The sequence below is a fragment of the Acidobacteriota bacterium genome (genome assembly GCA_016196065.1).
Lineage (GTDB): Bacteria > Acidobacteriota > Terriglobia > Terriglobales > Acidobacteriaceae > Acidiflorens.
Genome location: JACPYL010000012.1, coordinates 656789 through 675330, shown reverse-complemented (window position 1 = coordinate 675330; position 18542 = coordinate 656789). Strand labels below are relative to the sequence as shown.

19 protein-coding genes are annotated in these 18542 nt (G+C 57.5%); 11 read left to right on the top strand and 8 right to left on the bottom strand.

Features of this window, described 5'->3' with window-relative positions; translation table 11 throughout:
• Positions 1-30: 30 nt before the first annotated feature.
• Both HY010_15140 and HY010_15135 read left to right on the top strand, forming a co-directional pair.
• Positions 31-2142, top strand: coding sequence for a sigma 54-interacting transcriptional regulator (locus tag HY010_15140; GenBank protein MBI3477066.1), 2112 nt, complete (start codon positions 31-33; stop codon positions 2140-2142).
• Between the two features lie 210 nt (positions 2143-2352).
• Positions 2353-3063 carry a Crp/Fnr family transcriptional regulator gene (locus tag HY010_15135; protein MBI3477065.1) on the top strand — a complete coding sequence of 237 codons (711 nt, stop codon included), beginning with the start codon at positions 2353-2355 and terminating at the stop codon, positions 3061-3063.
• A gap of 63 nt (positions 3064-3126) precedes the next feature.
• Here HY010_15135 and HY010_15130 read toward each other — a convergent pair whose 3' ends face one another.
• Together HY010_15130 and HY010_15125 are read right to left on the bottom strand one after the other, a co-directional pair.
• On the bottom strand, positions 3127-3906 hold the full coding sequence (locus tag HY010_15130; GenBank protein ID MBI3477064.1) for a response regulator transcription factor: 780 nt from the start codon (positions 3904-3906) through the stop codon (positions 3127-3129).
• A gap of 85 nt (positions 3907-3991) precedes the next feature.
• Positions 3992-5170 carry an acetyl-CoA C-acetyltransferase gene (locus HY010_15125; GenBank protein MBI3477063.1) on the bottom strand — a complete coding sequence of 393 codons (1179 nt, stop codon included), beginning with the start codon at positions 5168-5170 and terminating at the stop codon, positions 3992-3994.
• 191 nt (positions 5171-5361) lie between these two features.
• Between HY010_15125 and rlmB the strand changes: the two genes are divergently transcribed.
• The 4 genes from rlmB to HY010_15105 all read left to right on the top strand — a co-directional run bounded on the left by rlmB (position 5362) and on the right by HY010_15105 (position 10025).
• Complete coding sequence (rlmB, locus tag HY010_15120) at positions 5362-6102, top strand: 23S rRNA (guanosine(2251)-2'-O)-methyltransferase RlmB (GenBank protein ID MBI3477062.1); 741 nt, start codon at positions 5362-5364, stop codon at positions 6100-6102.
• A gap of 2 nt (positions 6103-6104) precedes the next feature.
• Positions 6105-7835, top strand: coding sequence for a hypothetical protein (locus tag HY010_15115; protein MBI3477061.1), 1731 nt, complete (start codon positions 6105-6107; stop codon positions 7833-7835).
• A gap of 139 nt (positions 7836-7974) precedes the next feature.
• Positions 7975-9408 carry an MBL fold metallo-hydrolase gene (locus HY010_15110; GenBank protein MBI3477060.1) on the top strand — a complete coding sequence of 478 codons (1434 nt, stop codon included), beginning with the start codon at positions 7975-7977 and terminating at the stop codon, positions 9406-9408.
• Positions 9409-9542: 134 nt separating this feature from the next.
• Positions 9543-10025, top strand: a complete 483-nt coding sequence (locus tag HY010_15105) for a DinB family protein (protein ID MBI3477059.1) — start codon at positions 9543-9545, stop codon at positions 10023-10025.
• 39 nt (positions 10026-10064) lie between these two features.
• Here the strand turns inward: HY010_15105 and trpD are convergent, their stop codons facing one another.
• Positions 10065-11126, bottom strand: a complete 1062-nt coding sequence (gene trpD, locus HY010_15100; protein MBI3477058.1) for an anthranilate phosphoribosyltransferase — start codon at positions 11124-11126, stop codon at positions 10065-10067.
• A gap of 36 nt (positions 11127-11162) precedes the next feature.
• Positions 11163-11822 carry an MOSC domain-containing protein gene (locus HY010_15095; protein MBI3477057.1) on the bottom strand — a complete coding sequence of 220 codons (660 nt, stop codon included), beginning with the start codon at positions 11820-11822 and terminating at the stop codon, positions 11163-11165.
• Between the two features lie 453 nt (positions 11823-12275).
• On the opposite strand from HY010_15095, the gene sucC reads away from it, so the two are divergent.
• The 3 genes from sucC (at position 12276) to ndk (ending at position 14855) form a co-directional block, all read left to right on the top strand.
• Positions 12276-13448 (top strand): ADP-forming succinate--CoA ligase subunit beta, encoded by a 1173-nt coding sequence (gene sucC / locus HY010_15090; protein ID MBI3477056.1) that lies wholly within the window; start codon positions 12276-12278, stop codon positions 13446-13448.
• 20 nt (positions 13449-13468) lie between these two features.
• Positions 13469-14353, top strand: a complete 885-nt coding sequence (sucD, locus tag HY010_15085; GenBank protein MBI3477055.1) for a succinate--CoA ligase subunit alpha — start codon at positions 13469-13471, stop codon at positions 14351-14353.
• A gap of 76 nt (positions 14354-14429) precedes the next feature.
• The gene (gene ndk / locus HY010_15080) at positions 14430-14855 is read left to right on the top strand and encodes a nucleoside-diphosphate kinase (protein MBI3477054.1); all 426 of its coding nucleotides are present in this window, start codon (positions 14430-14432) and stop codon (positions 14853-14855) included.
• Between the two features lie 26 nt (positions 14856-14881).
• Here ndk and HY010_15075 read toward each other — a convergent pair whose 3' ends face one another.
• Both HY010_15075 and HY010_15070 read right to left on the bottom strand, forming a co-directional pair.
• Positions 14882-15565, bottom strand: a complete 684-nt coding sequence (locus HY010_15075) for a hypothetical protein (GenBank protein MBI3477053.1) — start codon at positions 15563-15565, stop codon at positions 14882-14884.
• Positions 15558-15896: a PadR family transcriptional regulator gene (locus HY010_15070; GenBank protein MBI3477052.1), complete on the bottom strand. Its 339-nt coding sequence runs from the start codon at positions 15894-15896 to the stop codon at positions 15558-15560. The genes HY010_15075 and HY010_15070 overlap by 8 nt, the downstream gene beginning before the upstream one ends.
• Before the next feature lie 121 nt (positions 15897-16017).
• On the opposite strand from HY010_15070, the gene HY010_15065 reads away from it, so the two are divergent.
• Together HY010_15065 and HY010_15060 are read left to right on the top strand one after the other, a co-directional pair.
• Positions 16018-16209 (top strand): tautomerase family protein, encoded by a 192-nt coding sequence (locus tag HY010_15065; protein MBI3477051.1) that lies wholly within the window; start codon positions 16018-16020, stop codon positions 16207-16209.
• Between the two features lie 43 nt (positions 16210-16252).
• Positions 16253-16717, top strand: a complete 465-nt coding sequence (locus tag HY010_15060) for a nuclear transport factor 2 family protein (protein ID MBI3477050.1) — start codon at positions 16253-16255, stop codon at positions 16715-16717.
• A gap of 9 nt (positions 16718-16726) precedes the next feature.
• On the opposite strand, the gene HY010_15055 is transcribed toward HY010_15060, so the two are convergent.
• Together HY010_15055 and HY010_15050 are read right to left on the bottom strand one after the other, a co-directional pair.
• Positions 16727-17014: an antibiotic biosynthesis monooxygenase gene (locus tag HY010_15055; GenBank protein MBI3477049.1), complete on the bottom strand. Its 288-nt coding sequence runs from the start codon at positions 17012-17014 to the stop codon at positions 16727-16729.
• A gap of 36 nt (positions 17015-17050) precedes the next feature.
• Positions 17051-18391, bottom strand: coding sequence for an adenylosuccinate synthase (locus HY010_15050; protein ID MBI3477048.1), 1341 nt, complete (start codon positions 18389-18391; stop codon positions 17051-17053).
• Positions 18392-18542 lie beyond the last annotated feature (151 nt).

Here is an 18542-nt window from a genome sequence, read left to right as displayed (position 1 = left end):
ACCGTGCGGAAGAATTGATGAGGTACGCACATGGCGGAGAACTCTCCTCGCACAGGAGAAGATGCGCGTCGCCAAACCGACCTGCCGTACGTTCAACGGCCAGCCTCAGAACAAATAGTTGTTAATCGGGATCAGTTGCTTGTTGAGGCCACCGAACTCGTCGTTCGGGCACCCAGCCTTCCCGACATCCTCAAAGAATTAGCCCCCCGCATTCTCAGCGTCACCGCTTGCGACTACCTGAAATTCGCCCTCTATGACCCTATCCAGAACTGCATGATCACCCACTACTGGAAGGGACCCGAAGACCACGGACAGTTCGATGGTTTTGCGGTAGAAGACTGTTTCGGCGGGTGGATCTGGACGCATCAGCAGGCGGTGACCATCGCCGACGTAGAATCGGAGAAGCGCTTCCCGCTCTGCACGGAGGAACTCCGTCAACAGGGCGTGCGTTCCTATTCCGCGGAGCCCCTGACCACACCGGGAAACCGTTTCGGAGCGCTCGGCATCGGCACAACTCGTCCCGGTGTTCCCGACGCGGCGGACTTGGAATTCTTGCGGCGCATCGCATACGTGCTCGCCTTCGCTCTGGAAAATCGGGAAGCTTATCATGCGACGGAGATTCAGCTCGAACGACTGCAGGGCCTGGTCACAATCGGCAGGGATCTCGGCACAAACCTGGACTTGGAGGATCTGTCTGCGAATATTCTCGCCGACCTCCACGGAATCATCCGTCACGACTTTTCCGCACTCACGTTGCTGGAAGAAGATGGTACGTCGTTGCGTCGATATGCCGCCGATACCCATCCCTGGGACGCATATCACGCTCAGGGCGATCATGTACCAGTGAAACAAGCTCTCTCGCGGCGCGCTCTCGAAACGCGCAAAGCGGTCGTCTGGACCGCAGAAGACCTGGCCCGGCTGGATACGCCACTCGGCAACACCTTGCGTACGACCGGAGTACAGTCGTTAGTCAACGTCCCCCTGATTGCCGCCGATCGGCCGTGGGGAACCCTCAACTTGGGGAGTACGGAGAAGAACGCATTCAGTCCGGCCAATATCGAATACCTGCAGCAGGTAGCGAACCTGATTGCCTCCGCAATCCGGAATGCCAGTGCCCATCGCGAAATCGCGCAGTTAAAACACCGCCTGGCCAGCGATAAGCGCCAGCTCGAAGGTGAAATCCGCGGCGAGATGCGGTGGAACGAAATTGTAGGCCGTAGCCCTGCGCTGAAAAGTGTTCTGGACTACGCCTCGATTGTTGCGGCGACCGATTCCACGGTGCTGATCACCGGCGAAACCGGCACCGGCAAAGAACGCATCGCGCGCTCAATCCATAGCATGAGCCGGCGCAAGGAGCGTAGCCTCATCAAACTGAACTGCGCCGCCATTCCGACCGGCCTGCTCGAGAGTGAGTTATTCGGACACGAAAAAGGCGCCTTCACCGGCGCCGTGAGCCAGAAGATTGGCAGGCTCGAGTTGGCCGACAAGGGCACTCTGTTTCTCGACGAGATCGGCGAAATCGCTCTCGAACTGCAGCCCAAATTGCTCCGGGTACTGCAGGATCAGGAGTTCGAACGTCTGGGCGGCACGCGGACCATTCGCGTGGACACACGTCTGATTGCCGCCACCAATCGGGATCTGTCGCTCGCGGTGGAACAGAAACAGTTTCGCAGCGATCTTTTCTACCGGCTGCATGTTTTTCCGCTCCATCTCCCTGCACTGCGTGAACGCCGCGAAGACATTCCGGCGCTGGTTCGCCATTTCGTTGAAAAGTCCTCGGCACGGTTAGGCCGCCATATTGAAACCGTTCCCCAGGAAGCATTGGACGCCATGATGCAGTGGAACTGGCCGGGCAACATTCGAGAACTGGAGAATTTCATTGAACGCTCTGTAATCCTTTCCGAAGGCTCGGTGCTACGTGCTCCCCTGACCGAGTTACGACAAGAAATTGCTCGCCGGCAAAATGGCTCGGAAGGCACCCTGCGCGACCGCGAGCGGGACCACATCATCGACATCCTGCGCCAGACCCGAGGTGTTCTCTCCGGCCCGCGCGGAGCATCAGCCCGTTTGGGACTGAAACGCACCACCCTTCAATACAAGCTTCAGAAACTTGGCATATCGCGTACTGAATATTTGGATTGATGCCCTGCCGAGTTTTTGGGCAATCTTGCCAACCCTCCGTCGAGTGAACTCCTTCATCGAACTCTAGTTCCGCAGTAACTAGCCTGCTTTCTTTGATTCGCGAATGCCGGCGAGATGGCTGTTAGGGTGCACCGTCGAAGCATGCTCGGCACCTTCAGTTTCTCCGCGACCGCGACATCGACTGGCCCGATTGTGGCGAGCAGGAATTCTATGCGTGTGCCTCGCCGCTTCATGTTTTCCGACGGTTGTCTAAGCTGCACGTTGCGCCGGGAGGGCGATTTCTGCTCCCTGCCGGATCCGCTCCTGGCCGAGTTACATGGCATGGGACACCTCACACTGTACCCGCCCGATGCCCTGCTGATGACGGAAGGACAATCGCCACGCGGCGTTTTCATCGTCTGCTCCGGCCGCGTAAAACTTTCCGTGCAAGCGAAAGACGGCAAGACCGTCATTCTCAAGGTCGCGGGCGATCGCCAGGTGCTCGGCTTGAGTGCAGTCGTTTCCGGTACGCCCTCCCCGATCGAAGCAACCACGCTTGAGCTTTGTCAGATCAAATTCGTCGACCGCGAAAGCTTTCTCAACCTGGTCAGCTGCAATAGTCACGCCGCGCTGGCATGCGCGCGGCTTCTGGGGCAGGAGATCGGATCGGCCTTCCACGATGTCCACGATCTTCTCCTCGCGCGCAGTTCCACCGAGAAACTAGCTCGCCTTCTACTTTCGTGGGCCGCGAAAGAGCCACGCAACTTGGAGGTGCGCGTCGCCTCAAATTTCACCCATGAAGAAATCGCTCAAATGATCGGATCCTCGCGAGAAACCGTGACCCGCCTGCTGAGTGATCTGAAACGAAAAGAGTTGATCCGCCTGGAAGGCTCAACCCTCGTGATCGCGAATCGGATCGCATTGCAGGCCATCGCCTCATAGAAATTCCTCCCCCGCGGCGGCCCCGCGCACTTTTGGGCCGCCCGTTTTTTCTTTTTTGGATTCCTAGAGGTTGAAGAGTTCGCGAAGGCGGCGGGTCTGTGCGCGGCTGACGGGAATTTCTGTCTGCTTCTTATCATCCATGCGGAGCTGGTAGGAACTCTTGAACCACGGCACCACTTCGCGGATGTGATGAATGTTGACCAGAAACGAACGGTGCGCCCGCCAGAACAGGCTGGGATTCAGATTCTCGTTGAGTTCTTCGAGCGTGCGGCAGTTACTCTGTCCTTCCATGCCGGCGTGCCCGGTGGTGACCACAGTGATCACTCCATCATCGATGGTTGCGTAGCAAATGTCCTTCGGATCGGCTAGCAGCAACCGTCCTGCCGCCTTGATCAGGATCTTGGCAGTCTGCGACTTCTGCGACTCCAGCATGCGAACCAGCGCGTCCAGTTTTTCATCCGACCCGGAATTCTCGCCAATCTGCGCACGTGCCTTTTCCACCGCCTGCGTCACTCGCTTCTTGTCAAAAGGTTTCAGGATGTAATCCACCGCATTCACTTCGAACGCTTTTACCGCGTACTGGTCGAAAGCGGTAGCGAACACGATCTTGGGAAGAGGCAACCTGCGGTCGAGTAATTTCTTGATGACTCCAAAGCCATCGAGCCCCGGCATCTGCACATCCAGAAAAACCAGGTCGGGACTGTGCTCTTTTATCAGGCTGACTGCCTCCAGCCCGTTCTTGCCCTGCGCCACAACCGTGACCTCTCCACCACTCTGGACAAGAAACGCCAGTTCATCGCGGGCCAGTTGTTCATCGTCGACGATAACGGCAGAAATGGGCATAAGCACTTGGCCGCAGGCGAACAATATCTCCGTTGAGTATAGCGCTGAAACGAACGGAACCCCCGAAGGGGACTACCTGTGACGTTCAGACATTTTCGATCGCCAGCGCCATCCCCATGCCGCCGCTCACGCACAGAGTGGCGAGACCGCGCTTCGCTTTGCGCTTCAACATTTCGTGAACGAGCGTGACCGTGATCCGCGTTCCCGTACATCCAATCGGATGCCCCAGTGCAATGGCGCCACCGTTGACGTTCAACTTCTCGCGGTTGAAATGTAATTCTCGATCGCAGGCCAGCACTTGCGCAGCAAATGCCTCGTTGAGTTCAACGAGATCGAAGTCGGCGAGTTTCAGGCCATGCTTCGCTTCCATCTTGCGAATCGCGGGGACCGGCCCGATGCCCATGATTTTCGGGTCGACACCGGCGGAAGTAGCCGCCATGATCCTCGCCAATGGCTTCAGATTGTTTTTCTTCACGAAATTCTCGCTGGCGAGCACAACTGCCGCCGCGCCATCCGTGATGCCTGACGAATTGCCTGCTGAAATCGTGCCCGTCTTTGAAAATACCGGCGCAAGCTTGGCCATCTTTTCCGGGGTCGCTTCAAGAAACAGATGTTCGTCGCGCGCGAAAATCGTAGAACCTTTTTTCCCTTCGATCGTGACCGGCACAATCTCCGCGTCCAGGCGTCCGCTCGATTGAGCCGTCGCCGCACGCCTTTGGGAAACCAATGCGAACTCGTCCTGTACTTCGCGGGAAATTTTGTACTGCTCGGCCAACACCTCCGCCGTTTCTCCCATCAACATTTTTGCCAGCGGACAAAAAAATCCGTCCCGATACATGCCGTCGACGAGTTCCTGATGGCCCATCCGGTATCCCCATCGCCCGCCCTCAAGATAATAAGGAAGCCGCGACATCGACTCGGTGCCGCCCGCGAGAACACATTCCAGATTCCCAGTGGCAATTTCCTGAAAGCCGAGTGCGATGCTCTTGATTCCCGAAGCGCACGCTTTGTTCACCGTGTAGGCCGGGACCTCCTGCGGGACGCCGCTGCGGATCGAAATCTGCCGCGCTGGATTCGGCCCGCCGCCCGCCTGCCGCGCATTGCCGAAGATCGCCTCTTCGACCTGTTCCGGACGAACTCCAGCCCGCTCCATCGCAGCTTTGGCCGCGACTACACCCATGTCAGCCGCGGTCTGCGAAGCCAGCGTACCCCCGAATTTTCCGATCGGCGTACGCACCGCCGACACGATATAGACACTGTTCAACGGTTCTTCTCCCAAGTTTTTAGTCTAGCAGGCTGTAGCGGGACGGGCTGACGCCGGTGTTCGAACCCTAGGAACTGTCATCCCGAACGAAGTGAGGGAACCGCAGTACAGATCCCTTGCTTCGTTCAGGATGATAGTTTCCAGGGGTTTCAAGTCAGAGCATCGGGCAGAGAGTAAACTAAGTCTTCGCCATGAACGTTCTCTACGGAATCAATACCGTCGTCGAAGCACTTAAAGCCCGAGGCCGCAATTTTCAATGGGTGGGTGTCGCCTCCGAACGCAAGGACATCCGCCTCAAGCGCGTGATCGACGAGTGCCGCAAGATCGGCGTGCAAGTTCGCTTCCTGACGCGAACTGAACTCGACCAACTGGCTGGCAACGCCGCGCATCAGGGACTCGTCGCCGTAACCTCCGCCAAGCAATACAACGACCTCGACGACCTGCTGGCTGCGCGCCGCGCCGAACACTCGCTGATCGTTGTGTTGGACGGCGTCGAAGATCCGCACAACCTGGGAGCAATCCTGCGGACCGCCGACGCTGCCGGCGCCGACGGCGTAGTAGTCCCGGATCGTCGCGCCGCCGGCGTTACAGGCGTCGTCGCCAAAGTTTCTGCCGGGGCCAGCGAACATCTTCCGATCGCGAAAGTGACGAACATCTCGCGCGCACTCGAGGAATTGAAATCGAACAACATCTGGGTCGTTGGACTCGACGAACGCGGTCCGCAAACTTACGACAAAGTCGACTACAAGATGCATTGCGCCGTAGTCCTGGGAGCCGAAGGCAAGGGATTGCATGACCTCGTCCGGCGACACTGTGATTTTCTCGTCTCCATCCCGATGCTGGGACAGGTTCCGTCACTCAACGTGTCGGTAGCGGCAGGAATTGTATTGTTTGAAGTGGTGCGCCAGCGGCGTCCGGCCGCATCGAAGTAATCATGAGGTTCTTTTGGGCGCTCGTCCTGCTCTGCTGCCTGAGCTCTTCTGCCCTGGCCATCGATCGTGAAGCCTTTGCCTTCACAAAATACGATCTGGAGATTCGTCTCGAACCTGAGCAGCAACGCCTCGGCGCGCGCGGTAAAATCACGCTCCGCAACGATTCCACCCAACCCCAGAAAATAGCCGTCCTGCAAATCTCGGCATCGCTTGCCTGGCGTTCCATCAAGGCAGGGGACAAAGCCCTCCAGTACGTCTCGCAGCCTTACGTTTCCGACATCGATCACACCGGCGCGCTCTCTGAAGCCATCGTCACGTTACCGGCCGAGATCAAGCCGAAGGATTCCGTGGAACTGGAAGTCGGCTACGAGGGCACCATTGCCCAGGACTCATCCCGGCTCACGCAGATTGGCGTCCCCGAAGACATCGCCAAACACGCCAGCTGGGACCAGATCAGTCCGAAGTTCACCGCCGTGCGCGGAGCAGGCTACGTAGCGTGGTATCCGATTGCGACCGAGGCGGCGGATTTCTCCGAAGGCAACAGCATGTTTCAGGTGGCAGACCGGTGGAGAGCACGGGCCGCTGCCAGTTCAATGATCGTCCGCTTTTGCACTTCGGAAAGTCCGGCGGCCGCGGAAGCAGTGCTCATGGGCGATGCCGTTAGTGGAGTTCGAGGCAGCGCAGCGGGAGAAAAGGATCACCCCTCATCGTCTTATTTTTGCTCCGAGCGCCGGTTTGAGCCCGTTGCCTGTATCACTCCTTCTTTCGTCGTGGCGAATTACAAGCATGTCTCCGCTGGTGATTCGTCGAAGGTAAGCGTTTACACGATGCCGGGCCACGAAGAGGGCGCTGCAATCTACGGAGACTCGGTTGCCCCTGCCACGAAGTTCGTGACCGAATGGTTTGGTACACCCAACACGGTCATCGCAATAGCAGACCTGCTCGATCCCAAGGCAGCGCCCTTCGAGAGCGGAACGCTGCTGCTGACGTCCCTGGCGCGCGAGGATGGTAAGCAGGCCGAGATCAATCTGGTTCACGAACTCGTGCACTCTGCATTCTCTTCTCCGCGTCCCTGGGTCCACGAAGGCCTCGCTCATTTCGCAGAAGCGTTGTATCGCGAACAAAAGCAGAACGGCCGGTCCGCTGCCATCGATTTTCTGAATCTGCATCGCACCACTTTCGTAGAAGTAGAAAAAGAAGTGACCGTGGCAGAAGGTAAAAATTCCGGTCAGCCACTGACGACCACCTTTGATGAGAGTTATTACCGCAGCAAAGCCGCCTACGTCTGGTGGATGTTGCGCGACATGATCGGCGAGGATGCACTCAAGCAGGTGCTCCACAAATATCGCGCCGCGGACGACACCAACCCCAGGTATCTGGAGCAACTCGTCACAGCAGCAGCCAAGCGCGATCTAGACTGGTTCTTTGACGACTGGGTCGATCACGATCGCGGCTTACCTGACCTCCGCGTGCTGTCCGTGCATCTGTGGAAGGGCGCGAAAGACATCCAACTCGCGACCGTCACCATCGAAAATCTGGGCTCTGCCGGAGCTGAAGTTCCCTTCACGATTCGTTTCGGTACCGGCGAAATCACGCGCCGGATCGAGGTTCGCGCCAAGTCCACCGCCACCACTCGCGTAGAAGTGCCCGGCACCGCCACCGAAGTCGTCGTCAATGATGGCAGTGTGCCGGAGAGCGACCTGACCAACAACGTATTCAAGATTTCCGAGTAGTAGCCTGAGGTCAGAGGTTCGAGGTCAGAATGCAAAGATAAGTACCGGCCTCACAGCTTTGGATTTTCACCTCGGCAATCCGACCTCTGACCTCTGCCCTCGTGTTAGATTCTCTTGATCATCTCGACTGGAGGAACTCTTGTCCTACATTCAATTCCTCGGCGCCGCCGGCACCGTGACTGGCTCGAAACACCTGATCAACACCACGATTGATTCGACCGGCAAACAGGGCCTTCAGGTCCTGATCGACTGCGGCCTATTTCAGGGACAAAAAGAATGGCGCGAGCGCAATTGGCAGGAACCTCCAGTTCCGTCTCCACAAATTGATGCTGTTATCCTTACGCACGCGCACCTCGACCACTGCGGCTGGATTCCCCGCCTGGTGAAAGAAGGATTTCGCGGCCCCATCTACGCAACGCAAGCTACCATCGAACTCTGCTCGATCGTGCTCGCCGATTCCGGTCACCTGCAGGAAGAAGATGCGGCGTACTACAACAAGACCAAAGCATCCAAGCACGATCCGGCACTGCCTCTGTACACGCTGCTGGATGCGCAGAACTGCATGCAATATTTCAAGCCGGTCGTCGTCGGTCAGACGACGCAAGTGAGCCCCGAACTTTCATTCCGCTTCGTACCCGCCGCTCACATCCTCGGCTCGACCATGGCGGAGCTTACGCTCAAGACCGACGGTCAATCGCGCCGCCTGCTCTTTACAGGCGACATTGGACGCGTGCGTAACAGTCAGATTGCTCCCGGAAAAATCGTGCACTCCGGACCTCAGGAAGGCGAAGCCACCGACGTTCTGGTCATGGAATCCACCTATGGCAATCGCAAACATCCTGACACTGACCCGCGCCCCGAACTTGCCCGGTTGATTCGTGAAACTGTGCAACGCGGCGGTAGCGTTGTAGTCCCGGCATTTGCAGTCGAACGAACCCAGAAATTTATTTTCATGCTGAAGGAGTTGATGGAGTCGGGACAGATTCCGCGCGTGCCCGTCTATTGCGACAGTCCGATGGCGATCAAGGCCGTCGACGTCTACTTGAAGCATTCCGAGGAGTACACGCCGCAAGCCGCCGATCTGATCAAGAAATATGGATCGCCCCTCGACTGGCCAGGATTGACGTTCGCACTCACTGCGGAACAATCAAAGAAGATTAACGCGAGCCAGTTTCCCTGCATCATTATCTCTTCCAGCGGCATGGTCACCGGCGGACGCATTCTGCATCATCTTGCTCAGCGCCTTCCCGACCCAAAGAACCTGGTCCTCTTCATCGGTTTTCAAGCTCCGGGCACGCGCGGCGGAATCATCAAGAGTGGAGCGCCGGAAGTCAAAATCTTTGGACAGTTCGTACCCATCCGTGCGCAGATCGCGGCTCTCGAACAGTTCAGCGACCACGCCGATACACCTGAACTGCTGCAATGGTTGCACACCTTCACCAATCAACCAGGCGTAACGTACCTCGTGCACGGCGAACCTGCTGCCTCGTCCCAACTGCAAGATACGATGAAGAAAGAATTGGGATGGAACGTACAGGTGGCAGCGTACCTGGAGAAGGTGGAAGTAAAGTAAAGCAATTTGCAATTTGTACTTGCTAATCTGGTGCCCGCGCGCTCTCCATATGCGGTTTGCGTTAGCGACCGCGAAGGACGAACAGCGAGCGCCCCCCTAACATTTACCAATAACTATGAAGACCAGTTCACCCCATGACTGACACCGAAATCAAGAAGCTCCTCGACGCTGCCGAAAAAAGCCCGAAAGAGATCGCGCTTGCCGTCTCAGGCCTGCCAGATAAGGTTTTGCGCTACAAACCATCGCCTGACAAATGGTGCGTACTCGAAATTCTCGGTCACCTCGCCGACATGGAGATCGTCGTCGGATATCGTATGCGCCAAATGCTCGCTGATGAAAAGCCCGTCATCGCGCCTCTCGATCAGGATGCATGGGCACGCAACCTGCACTACATGGATACGCCTCCGGCCGAACTCGTCGCCTTTTATGGAATCGCGCGCCATCACAACCTGCGCCTGTTGAAGCAAGTCAACGCAGCCGACCTTAAGAAGTCTGCTCACCGCCCCGAATTTCAACGAGAAATGAACGTCGCCGAAATTATCCAACGGATCGGCATCCACGGTGCCAACCACCTGCAGCAGATTGAGAAACTGAAACAACAGGCGAGTGGGAAGTAGTCAGTAGCAGTTAGTGAGGCAGCAGGTCCTTGGCATCGCTCAGGATGACAACTCTGGATGGCCGGAGAAATTAACCAGGGCCTGCAACTTTTCGCGGGCCGCTCCTGAGTCAATCGCCTCCGCCGCTAGCGGCACTGCATCCCTTAAATGATCAGCTCGACCAGCGGCCACGAGTGCGGCGCCCGCGTTCAGGATCACGACATCACGGTGAGCCGACTGCTTCGCGGCTAGTACATCGCGGATTAATGATGCGTTGAACGCGGCATCTCCGCCCGCGATGTCATCGAGCGCGGCGCGACTGAGGCCGAATTCCTCTGGTGTCACTTCGTACGTATGTACGCTGCCGTTGCGTACTTCGCCGATCCGCGTAGGCCCCGAGATCGTGACTTCGTCCAGCCCGTCGCTCCCGTGGACAACCAGCGCCCGACGCAATCCCAGCATGCTCAGGGCTTCCGCCAGCTTGTCCACCAGATCGTCCGCATAGACGCCAACCACCTGGCAAGTCGCGCGCGCCGGATTCGTAAGCGGCCCAAGCAGATTGAAGACCGTGCGTAGCCGCAGGTCTCGACGGACAGGCTGCACATACTTCATCGCGGAGTGCATCGCGGGCGCGAACAGAAAGGCAATGCCGACTTTATCCAGGCACGCCGCCACCTGCGCCGCCGACAAGTTGATGTTGACGCCCAGCGACTCCATCACATCCGCCGAGCCGCACTTCGAGGTGACGCTGCGATTGCCGTGTTTTGCAACCCGCACGCCTGCACCCGCCGCCACAAACGCCGTCGCGGTTGAGATATTGAATGTGCCGCTGGCATCGCCGCCCGTGCCGCATGTATCCACGAGCGCATCGCGACCCGTGCCGCTCGCGTCCAGGACGGAATTTCCATGCAGTTCCAGATGCGTCGCCGCTCCACGAATTGCCTCGGCGAATCCAACGATCTCTTCCACCGTCTCGCCCTTCATATGCAGGCCAACCAGCAACGCCGCAATCTGCGCGTCGGTGCACTTCCCCGTAAGGATTTCCGCCATCACCTCTCGTGCTTCAGCGCGCGAGAGAGAGGTGCGGTGGTTCACTACCCGGTGAAGGACTTCGGTGATCATTTCTGTTTTCCAAACTACTCCAGCAGACACATCCTTTCAAATCCGCTGTTTGTGGTGGGCTGCTTCGATGCGCGATTGAAAGCGTTCGCGCCAGCTTTCGGGCAAGCTCTTGATTTCCACTGCCTGCTTGAGCAACGCAACATCCGGCGACGGGGTGAAGTAAATATGATTGATCTCGGCGATCGTCAGGCTGGGAGTTTCTTTTCCAAGAAGCTGGAAGTCGTCACCCGCACCCACTTCGCCTTCCTCCGCCACAGAAAAGTAAAAACCACTGAACCCGCTGCGCAGGAAGCTCTGAATGATGTCGTCGCGTTGAAACTTCGCCGCCAGTTTGTAACAAGGCATGCGGGGAGTAGTGACGACGATCTCCGCTGACCCGAGGCGGAACCGGTCCCCCATACTCACCCCGGTCTCGAGCAGACCCTCGGTCGTGAAGTTTTCACCCAACGATCCCCAGGGCAATTCGTCGAGCAACAATTCCTTGCGCCAGAAGGGATAATGTTCCGACGGATAGCCGTACACCGCCTTGCCCGGCCCGCCATGCACGGAGAGGTCGGCCTGGCGGTCGCCGTCCAGATTGGTTCTTCGCAGCATGATCCGCCCGGCAACGGGCTTCTTGAATATCCCGGTCTTGAAAGTTGCGCCCTTCGAGCTCAGCAGACGCGGCATGCCGACATTCACGGATACCAGTTTCATATTGCCTATCAGACTACCGCGGTCGGTGACGCGATGCAGGTTTCTGTTGCAAAAGGGGTGATAATTATCCTGACAAAGCAAATCACCAAAGAGACGCACATCATGGTTCTGATGGATGGTGGCAGCAAGCAGACGTGGTATGAGCGCTTTCAATCTAAAACGCACTGGTGCTCGTACGTTTTGATCGCCCTCTTTACCGTCGTTTATGTTTTTCGAAGCTACCAAGCGCACGATGGCCAAGCCTGGAAATACTTGTTGATTGGTTCGGGACTGATGGCAATATCCATCTGGCTCCGGCCCCGGCAGTGACCGTGATCACGCCTGCTTGTGCCGTCATCCTTTGCCGATTGCCGGAACGTCCTATAAAATTGGAAGTTTGCTGACTGCTCTCCGAATCTGCAAGCGGGGTTCTCTCAGTTTGAAATCGAGCGAGTACGCAATCCAGGAATCATTATGAAGATTCACGAGTATCAGGGGAAAGAAATCCTGAGGAAGTTCGGTGTGACGGTGCCGCGCGGCACCATGGCGCAAACCCGCGAACAGGCCGAAGCTGCAGCGCAGGAATTGTTCAACGCTGGAGCCACAGGCGTAGTCGTTAAAGCGCAGATCCATGCCGGCGGGCGCGGCAAGGGCGGCGGCGTCAAGATTGCCAAGTCCGTGCAGGAAGCCAGTGAACTCGCCGGCAAAATCCTCGGCATGACACTCGTCACGCACCAGACCGGACCCGAAGGCCGAGTCGTACGGCGCTTGCTGATTGAGGAAACGTTGCCCATCGAGAAGGAACTCTATCTCGGCATCCTCGTCGACCGCGCGGAAGGCAAGCCCGTTTTCATGGCATCCGCAGCGGGTGGCATGGACATCGAGCAGGTGGCGGCCACGAATCCCGAAGCGATCCTGAAGCAGCACATCGATCCGGGCATGGGACTGGAAGCTTTCCAGGCGCGCAAGATCGCGTTCGCCCTCGGACTCACCGGCGCCCAGATCAATCCCGCAGTGAAATTTCTCATTGGCCTCTACCGTGCATTCCTGGAAACAGATGCGTCGCTGGTCGAGATCAATCCTTTTATTACGACGACCGATGGACGCGTGTTTGCGCTGGACGCGAAGATGACTTTCGACGATAACGCACTCTTCCGCCATCCCGACATCCGCGACCTGCGCGATCTTACGGAAGAAGACCCGCTCGAAGTCGAGGCCTCGAAGTACAACCTGAACTACATCAAGCTTGATGGCAGCGTCGGCTGCATGGTGAACGGCGCCGGTCTCGCCATGGCCACCATGGACATCATCAAGTATGCGGGAGGCCTGCCGGCGAATTTTCTCGACGTCGGCGGCGGCGCCAATGCCGAACAAGTGGCGCATGCGTTCGAAATCCTGCTCAGCGACAAGAGCGTGAAAGCCGTGCTGATCAACATCTTTGGCGGGATTCTCCGCGTGGATACGCTCGCCAGCGGCGTCGTCGAAGCAGCTCGCAAAACGAATATTCAGTTGCCGGTCGTGCTGCGCCTCGAAGGCACCAACGTTGAAGAAGGCAAGAAGATTCTGAAAGAATCCGGCCTGAACTTCCTGATCGCAGAGACGATGAAGGATGCAGCCGACAAAGTAGTGGCAGCCGCAAAAGCTTAGTTTTTCAGGAAAGAGCAATCATGGCAATTCTGGTTAACAAGAAGACGCGATTGATCGTGCAGGGCCTGACCGGACGCGAAGGAACATTTCACGCCAAGGCCTCCGCCGCGTACGGAACGCAGGTAGTCGGCGGAGTCACTCCCGGCAAGGGCGGCACGACCCACGAAGGCTGGCCGATCTTCAACACCGTGCAGGAAGCGGCCGACAAAACCGGCGCCAACGCGACCGTGATTTTTGTTCCGCCTCCATTCGCCGCGGACGCCATCATGGAAGCCGCCGATGCCGAAATCGAGCTCATCGTGTGTATCACCGAGGGCATCCCGACGCTTGACATGGTCCGCGCCTGGGAATTTCTGCAAGACCGCCGCTCGCGCCTGATCGGTCCGAATTGTCCCGGCATCATCTCTCCCGGCAAATGCAAAATCGGCATCATGCCCGGCAGCATTCACAAAGAAGGCAACGTCGGCATCGTTTCGCGCTCTGGCACGCTGACCTATGAAGCGGTGCACCAGCTGACGCAGCGCGGCATCGGACAATCGACCGCGATCGGCATCGGCGGCGATCCCATCATCGGAACGAACTTCATCGACGCGCTGGATCTGTTCAATCGCGATCCGGAAACGGAAGCGGTTGTCATGATCGGAGAAATTGGCGGCAACGCCGAGGAACTCGCCGCCGACTTCGTGAAAGCCAACATGAAGAAACCAGTCGTCGGATTCATCGCCGGACAGACTGCGCCTCCCGGCCGCCGTATGGGCCATGCTGGAGCGATCATCTCCGGCGGCAAAGGCACGGCCGCCGAAAAAATTGCGGCGATGGAAAAATGCGGTATCCGGGTGGCGAAATCCCCCGCCGACATCGGCGAAACACTTGCGGCCGCGATTGGTGCGACCGCAAAGGCGTAGGAATCGCGCGAGATCGAGATTTTAAGCGAATGACCAACGACCAACGACTAAGAACCAAGGACAAACGACAAATTCCATGAAAACCCTGCAGCGTACTCTCACCATCATCAAGCCGGACGCGGTCAAGAAGAACGCGATCGGAGACATCATCGAGCAGTTCGAAAAGAACGGCTTCCATATCCTCGCCATGAAGATGCTGGAGATCTCCAAGCATCAGGCCGAGCAGTTCTACGCCGTGCATGCGGCCCGCCCGTTCTACAGCTCGCTGACGGATTTCATGTCAAGCGGCCCCGTCGTCGCCTTGGCGCTCGAAAAAGAAAATGCCATCGCCGATCTGCGCAAACTTATGGGCGCTACCAACCCTGCGAATGCCGAAGAAGGCACCATCCGCAAAAAGTGGGCGAGCACCATCGAATACAACGCGATCCACGGATCGGATGCGGAAGACACCGCTCGCTTTGAGTTGAGTTTCTTTTTTGCCGGATACGAACTGGCGCAGTAGCGCGGTTTTGCCGCGCGCTGCCCCGTTCACATCGGGTGTGTGCGCATCGAACTGACCTTGATCTCGGCGGCAGACCCCAGAAGAAGGGGAATTGCCGGCAAGATTGCATAGGTTGTCAGCCAGAGTGCAAGGCCTCGAACAACCAACGAGGCATTCCATCCATAGTTTGGAACCAATCGCGACATTATCCCTCCCGCAACGGCGGTGGCGACGAATAGCACCGCCATGATCGCGGGGAGGAACATAGACGCAGCAATGCGCTGAAGAGCCGAACCACCGTTGCGATGCGAGAGGTACGCGCCAATCGCTCCACAAAGTGGAAGCAAACTGAGCAACTGGAGGGGCAGCGACAGGAATAGTCCATCGCTGAAAAGAATGGTTTTCGGCCTGATATTAGCGAAATCGAGTGCTGCGCCGATAGCCGTTGCCAATGCAAACGTAAGCACGCCTGGCAGTGCAACTTGCTTCGTAAAGCCACGCATGAGTGCCTCCCTTAAGATCCGCAGCTGTGAACCTATCCCCGAGAACTGGCGGATCTGATCCAGGCTCCGGCCCAACGCATCTTCCCTAGACAATCCCTCGTTCTGGAACATCTCGAAGGAATCTTCAAGATGATTCGCCCATTCATTTACGAGTTCGTCGCCAAAGCTAGCAGGGCAAACTCGCAGTGCAACCACGTGTTTCCGGATCAGTTTTTTCCAGTCAGGCATTTTGAAACCCCGTGACGTTCTGAAGCGCTTGGAAGAAAGCACGCCACTGGGCGCGCAGCGGCTCAATTTGCTTCCTGCCCGCTGGTGTAAGTCGGTAGCAGCGACGGCGACGACCGTTGGGCAGCGTTTGCCATTCGGCCTTGACCCAGGCCTTTCGTTCAAAGCGGTAAAGCATGGGATAGAGTGATGCCATATCGAACCGCAACACGCCTTTGCTCTCGGTTTCGATACGCTTGGCGATTTCGTAGCCGTGCAGCGGGTTCTCCGCGAGCAGTGTGAGAACGGCAAGTTCGGCGCTCCCCCGCTTAATCTGCGCGTCGATCGAGGTCATATGAGCCTGCCTTCCTGTATATAGAATGTCTATATAAGAAAAACTTGCGTGAATCAAGGTGACGAAAGGGACATGCCCCTGCTAGCCTGAGCAGGCAAGCCCTATCCGGAAGGTTTCTTCTATGCCTCTAGTTCAAGTCACTATGCTGCAAGGCCGCACTGCCGATCAGAAGCGCAAGATCGCACAACGCATTACCGACACCATGGTGGAAGAAGCAGGCGCGCGGCGCGAAGCGATCGTTGTGACCTTCGTGGAGCTCTCGAAGGAAAGCTACGCGTCGGGCGGGGAATTGATGATCGACAAGGGCAAGTAACCGCTCCCTTCAGGGAAAACGGCGTTGCCCTAAGGACAACATCATGACCAGGAATATCGCGTTGGCCGCCGTCCTCTTGCATTGCATGGCTGCGTTCTGTTTCGCTCAACAGTCCACTGCAGAAACGGCGGTTTGGAAGCTGGAGCATTCCTACTGGGAAGAGGTGAAGGCGGTGGATCTGCCGGCCTACCGCGCATTGTGGCATCCCAACTTTGTCGGTTGGCCCTACATGAGCCCTAAGCCTGTTCGCACGGACCACATCACCGATTGGATCACCGCAAATACGACGAAAGGACTTCACATGGAGTCCTACGTTCTAGAACCCGCAGATAGCGAGGCGACTGAGAATCTGGTGGTCGTGCATTACTGGTTGACGTCGGCCTGGACCGACAAAGACCGGCACGGCGAACCAAAGACATCCCGCATCACTCACACCTGGATAAGGGTCGGGAACAGTTGGCAGATCATCGGTGGCATGTCGTCGCTGGAGACCGAAGTCAGAAAGTAATAACTCGAATCAGCCCAGCGGTTCGAACAAATGCCCTTCGGTCCGATCCCCGACCTTGGGCAATTCTTTTTTCGCAAGCTGGAGAAAATGTGGAGTGGAGCGGTGCGCTTCGAGCGCCGCGTCGTCCTTGTATTGTTCGTAGATGAAGAAGCGCCGCGCTTCGGTCTTGTGCTTGTGTACCTGGTACATCACGCAGCCGGGCTCCTTGCGCGACTCGGCGGTTAGCTTCTCAAAGAGTGCTGCCACTTCGGACTCGCGTCCGACCTTCGCCATCCACGTCACTGCCAGGACCACCATCCGTCGCTCCGTTCTTGCTCTCTCTTGATTATAGGTTCAGGATCGAGCCGCCGGGCGCTTGATTGGTTGCAGGCCCAACTGGCTCACAAATTCCGGCACTAGAATTGTCTGTTCGCGATCGGGCCCGGTCGAAATCATGCCGACACGCGCTCCGGTTTCCTTTTCGATGAAAGCAAGATACTCGCGCGCCGCCTTGGGTAATCCTTCCACCGTTTGAATGTCCTGCGTGGGAGTGGCCCAGCCCGGCATCTTCTTGTACACGCACTCGATCTTCTCGTAACCGCAGGCCTGTGCCGGAACTTCGACCGTCTCTTTCCCGTTGATCTTGTATCCCACGCAAACCGGAATTTCCTTGAGATGGTCGAGCACGTCGAGCTTGGTCACCACCAGCCAGGCGATGCCGTTAATCATGCCAGCGTAGCGCAACAGAGGCAAATCCAGCCAGCCCGTGCGCCGCGGACGTCCCGTCACCGCGCCAAATTCGTTGCCCCGCTTGCGCAGGTCTTCGCCCTGCTCGTCGAGCAGTTCGCTCGGGAACGGTCCTTCTCCCACGCGCGTACAGTACGCCTTGGTGATGCCGATCACGGTATCGATCGACGTCGGCGGAACGCCCGTTCCGGTCACCGCTCCTCCGGACGTCGCACTCGACGACGTCACGAATGGATACGTGCCGTGATCGATATCGAGCATCGTCCCCTGCGCGCCTTCGAATACCACGGACTTGCCGTCTGCAATCGCTTTGTTCAGTAGCCACGCGGTATCGCAGACAAACGGTCGAATCTGTTCCGCCGCTTCCGAATATTCCTTGAACATTTTGTCGGCATCGAGTGGATCGGAGTTAAACAGCGCGTGCCCGATCATGTTCTTTTCCCGAACCGCATTTTCAATGTGCGTCCGCAGCAGGGCCGAGTCGAGCAAGTCCGCGACGCGCAAACCACGGCGTCCCATCTTGTCCTCGTAAGCCGGACCAATCCCTCGCGAGGTCGTCCCAATTTTCACGCGGCCGGGGGCATTCTCCGACCCCAGTTCCATCTGGCGATGGTAAGGAAGAATCACTTGCGCGCGATTCGAGATGAAGAGATTGCCGTCGACCTTCACGCCGCCAGCGCGCAGGGTTGCCACCTCTTTGAGAAATGCGATCGGATCGAAGACCACACCGTTGCCAATGACATTGATGGAGGTCGGGCGCAGGACGCCACCCGGCACCAGTTGCAGCACATACTTCTTTCCTTCAATGATGACCGTGTGTCCGGCATTGTGTCCGCCCGCATAGCGGGCGACCACGGAAAAAGTCTGTGTCAATACATCGACAATCTTGCCTTTGCCTTCATCGCCCCACTGGGCTCCAACAATGACCGCGGTTTTGCCTCTGCTCAATTCATGCTCCGTGGAATGGATGTGACTTGCCTGCCAAGTTCGCACACACACGTCTCACGCGACTCGGGAAAAATTGACTGGAAACTGGGATCTTCGGCGACAGCCGGTGTGTACGCTCTAGCATACCGAATTGCCATGCCCGCGAGCAATC

What these genes read in the sequence shown, in the direction of transcription:
- HY010_15140 (MBI3477066.1), top strand. Translation starts at nt 31, where the DNA reads ATGGCGGAGAACTCTCCTCGCACAGGAGAAGATGCGCGTCGCCAAACC.
- HY010_15135 (MBI3477065.1), top strand. Translation starts at nt 2,353, where the DNA reads ATGCGTGTGCCTCGCCGCTTCATGTTTTCCGACGGTTGTCTAAGCTGC.
- HY010_15130 (MBI3477064.1), bottom strand. Translation starts at nt 3,906, where the DNA reads ATGCCCATTTCTGCCGTTATCGTCGACGATGAACAACTGGCCCGCGAT.
- rlmB (MBI3477062.1), top strand. Translation starts at nt 5,362, where the DNA reads ATGAACGTTCTCTACGGAATCAATACCGTCGTCGAAGCACTTAAAGCC.
- HY010_15115 (MBI3477061.1), top strand. Translation starts at nt 6,105, where the DNA reads ATGAGGTTCTTTTGGGCGCTCGTCCTGCTCTGCTGCCTGAGCTCTTCT.
- HY010_15105 (MBI3477059.1), top strand. Translation starts at nt 9,543, where the DNA reads ATGACTGACACCGAAATCAAGAAGCTCCTCGACGCTGCCGAAAAAAGC.
- trpD (MBI3477058.1), bottom strand. Translation starts at nt 11,126, where the DNA reads ATGATCACCGAAGTCCTTCACCGGGTAGTGAACCACCGCACCTCTCTC.
- HY010_15095 (MBI3477057.1), bottom strand. Translation starts at nt 11,822, where the DNA reads ATGAAACTGGTATCCGTGAATGTCGGCATGCCGCGTCTGCTGAGCTCG.
- sucC (MBI3477056.1), top strand. Translation starts at nt 12,276, where the DNA reads ATGAAGATTCACGAGTATCAGGGGAAAGAAATCCTGAGGAAGTTCGGT.
- sucD (MBI3477055.1), top strand. Translation starts at nt 13,469, where the DNA reads ATGGCAATTCTGGTTAACAAGAAGACGCGATTGATCGTGCAGGGCCTG.
- ndk (MBI3477054.1), top strand. Translation starts at nt 14,430, where the DNA reads ATGAAAACCCTGCAGCGTACTCTCACCATCATCAAGCCGGACGCGGTC.
- HY010_15075 (MBI3477053.1), bottom strand. Translation starts at nt 15,565, where the DNA reads ATGCCTGACTGGAAAAAACTGATCCGGAAACACGTGGTTGCACTGCGA.
- HY010_15070 (MBI3477052.1), bottom strand. Translation starts at nt 15,896, where the DNA reads ATGACCTCGATCGACGCGCAGATTAAGCGGGGGAGCGCCGAACTTGCC.
- HY010_15065 (MBI3477051.1), top strand. Translation starts at nt 16,018, where the DNA reads ATGCCTCTAGTTCAAGTCACTATGCTGCAAGGCCGCACTGCCGATCAG.
- HY010_15060 (MBI3477050.1), top strand. Translation starts at nt 16,253, where the DNA reads ATGACCAGGAATATCGCGTTGGCCGCCGTCCTCTTGCATTGCATGGCT.
- HY010_15055 (MBI3477049.1), bottom strand. Translation starts at nt 17,014, where the DNA reads ATGGTGGTCCTGGCAGTGACGTGGATGGCGAAGGTCGGACGCGAGTCC.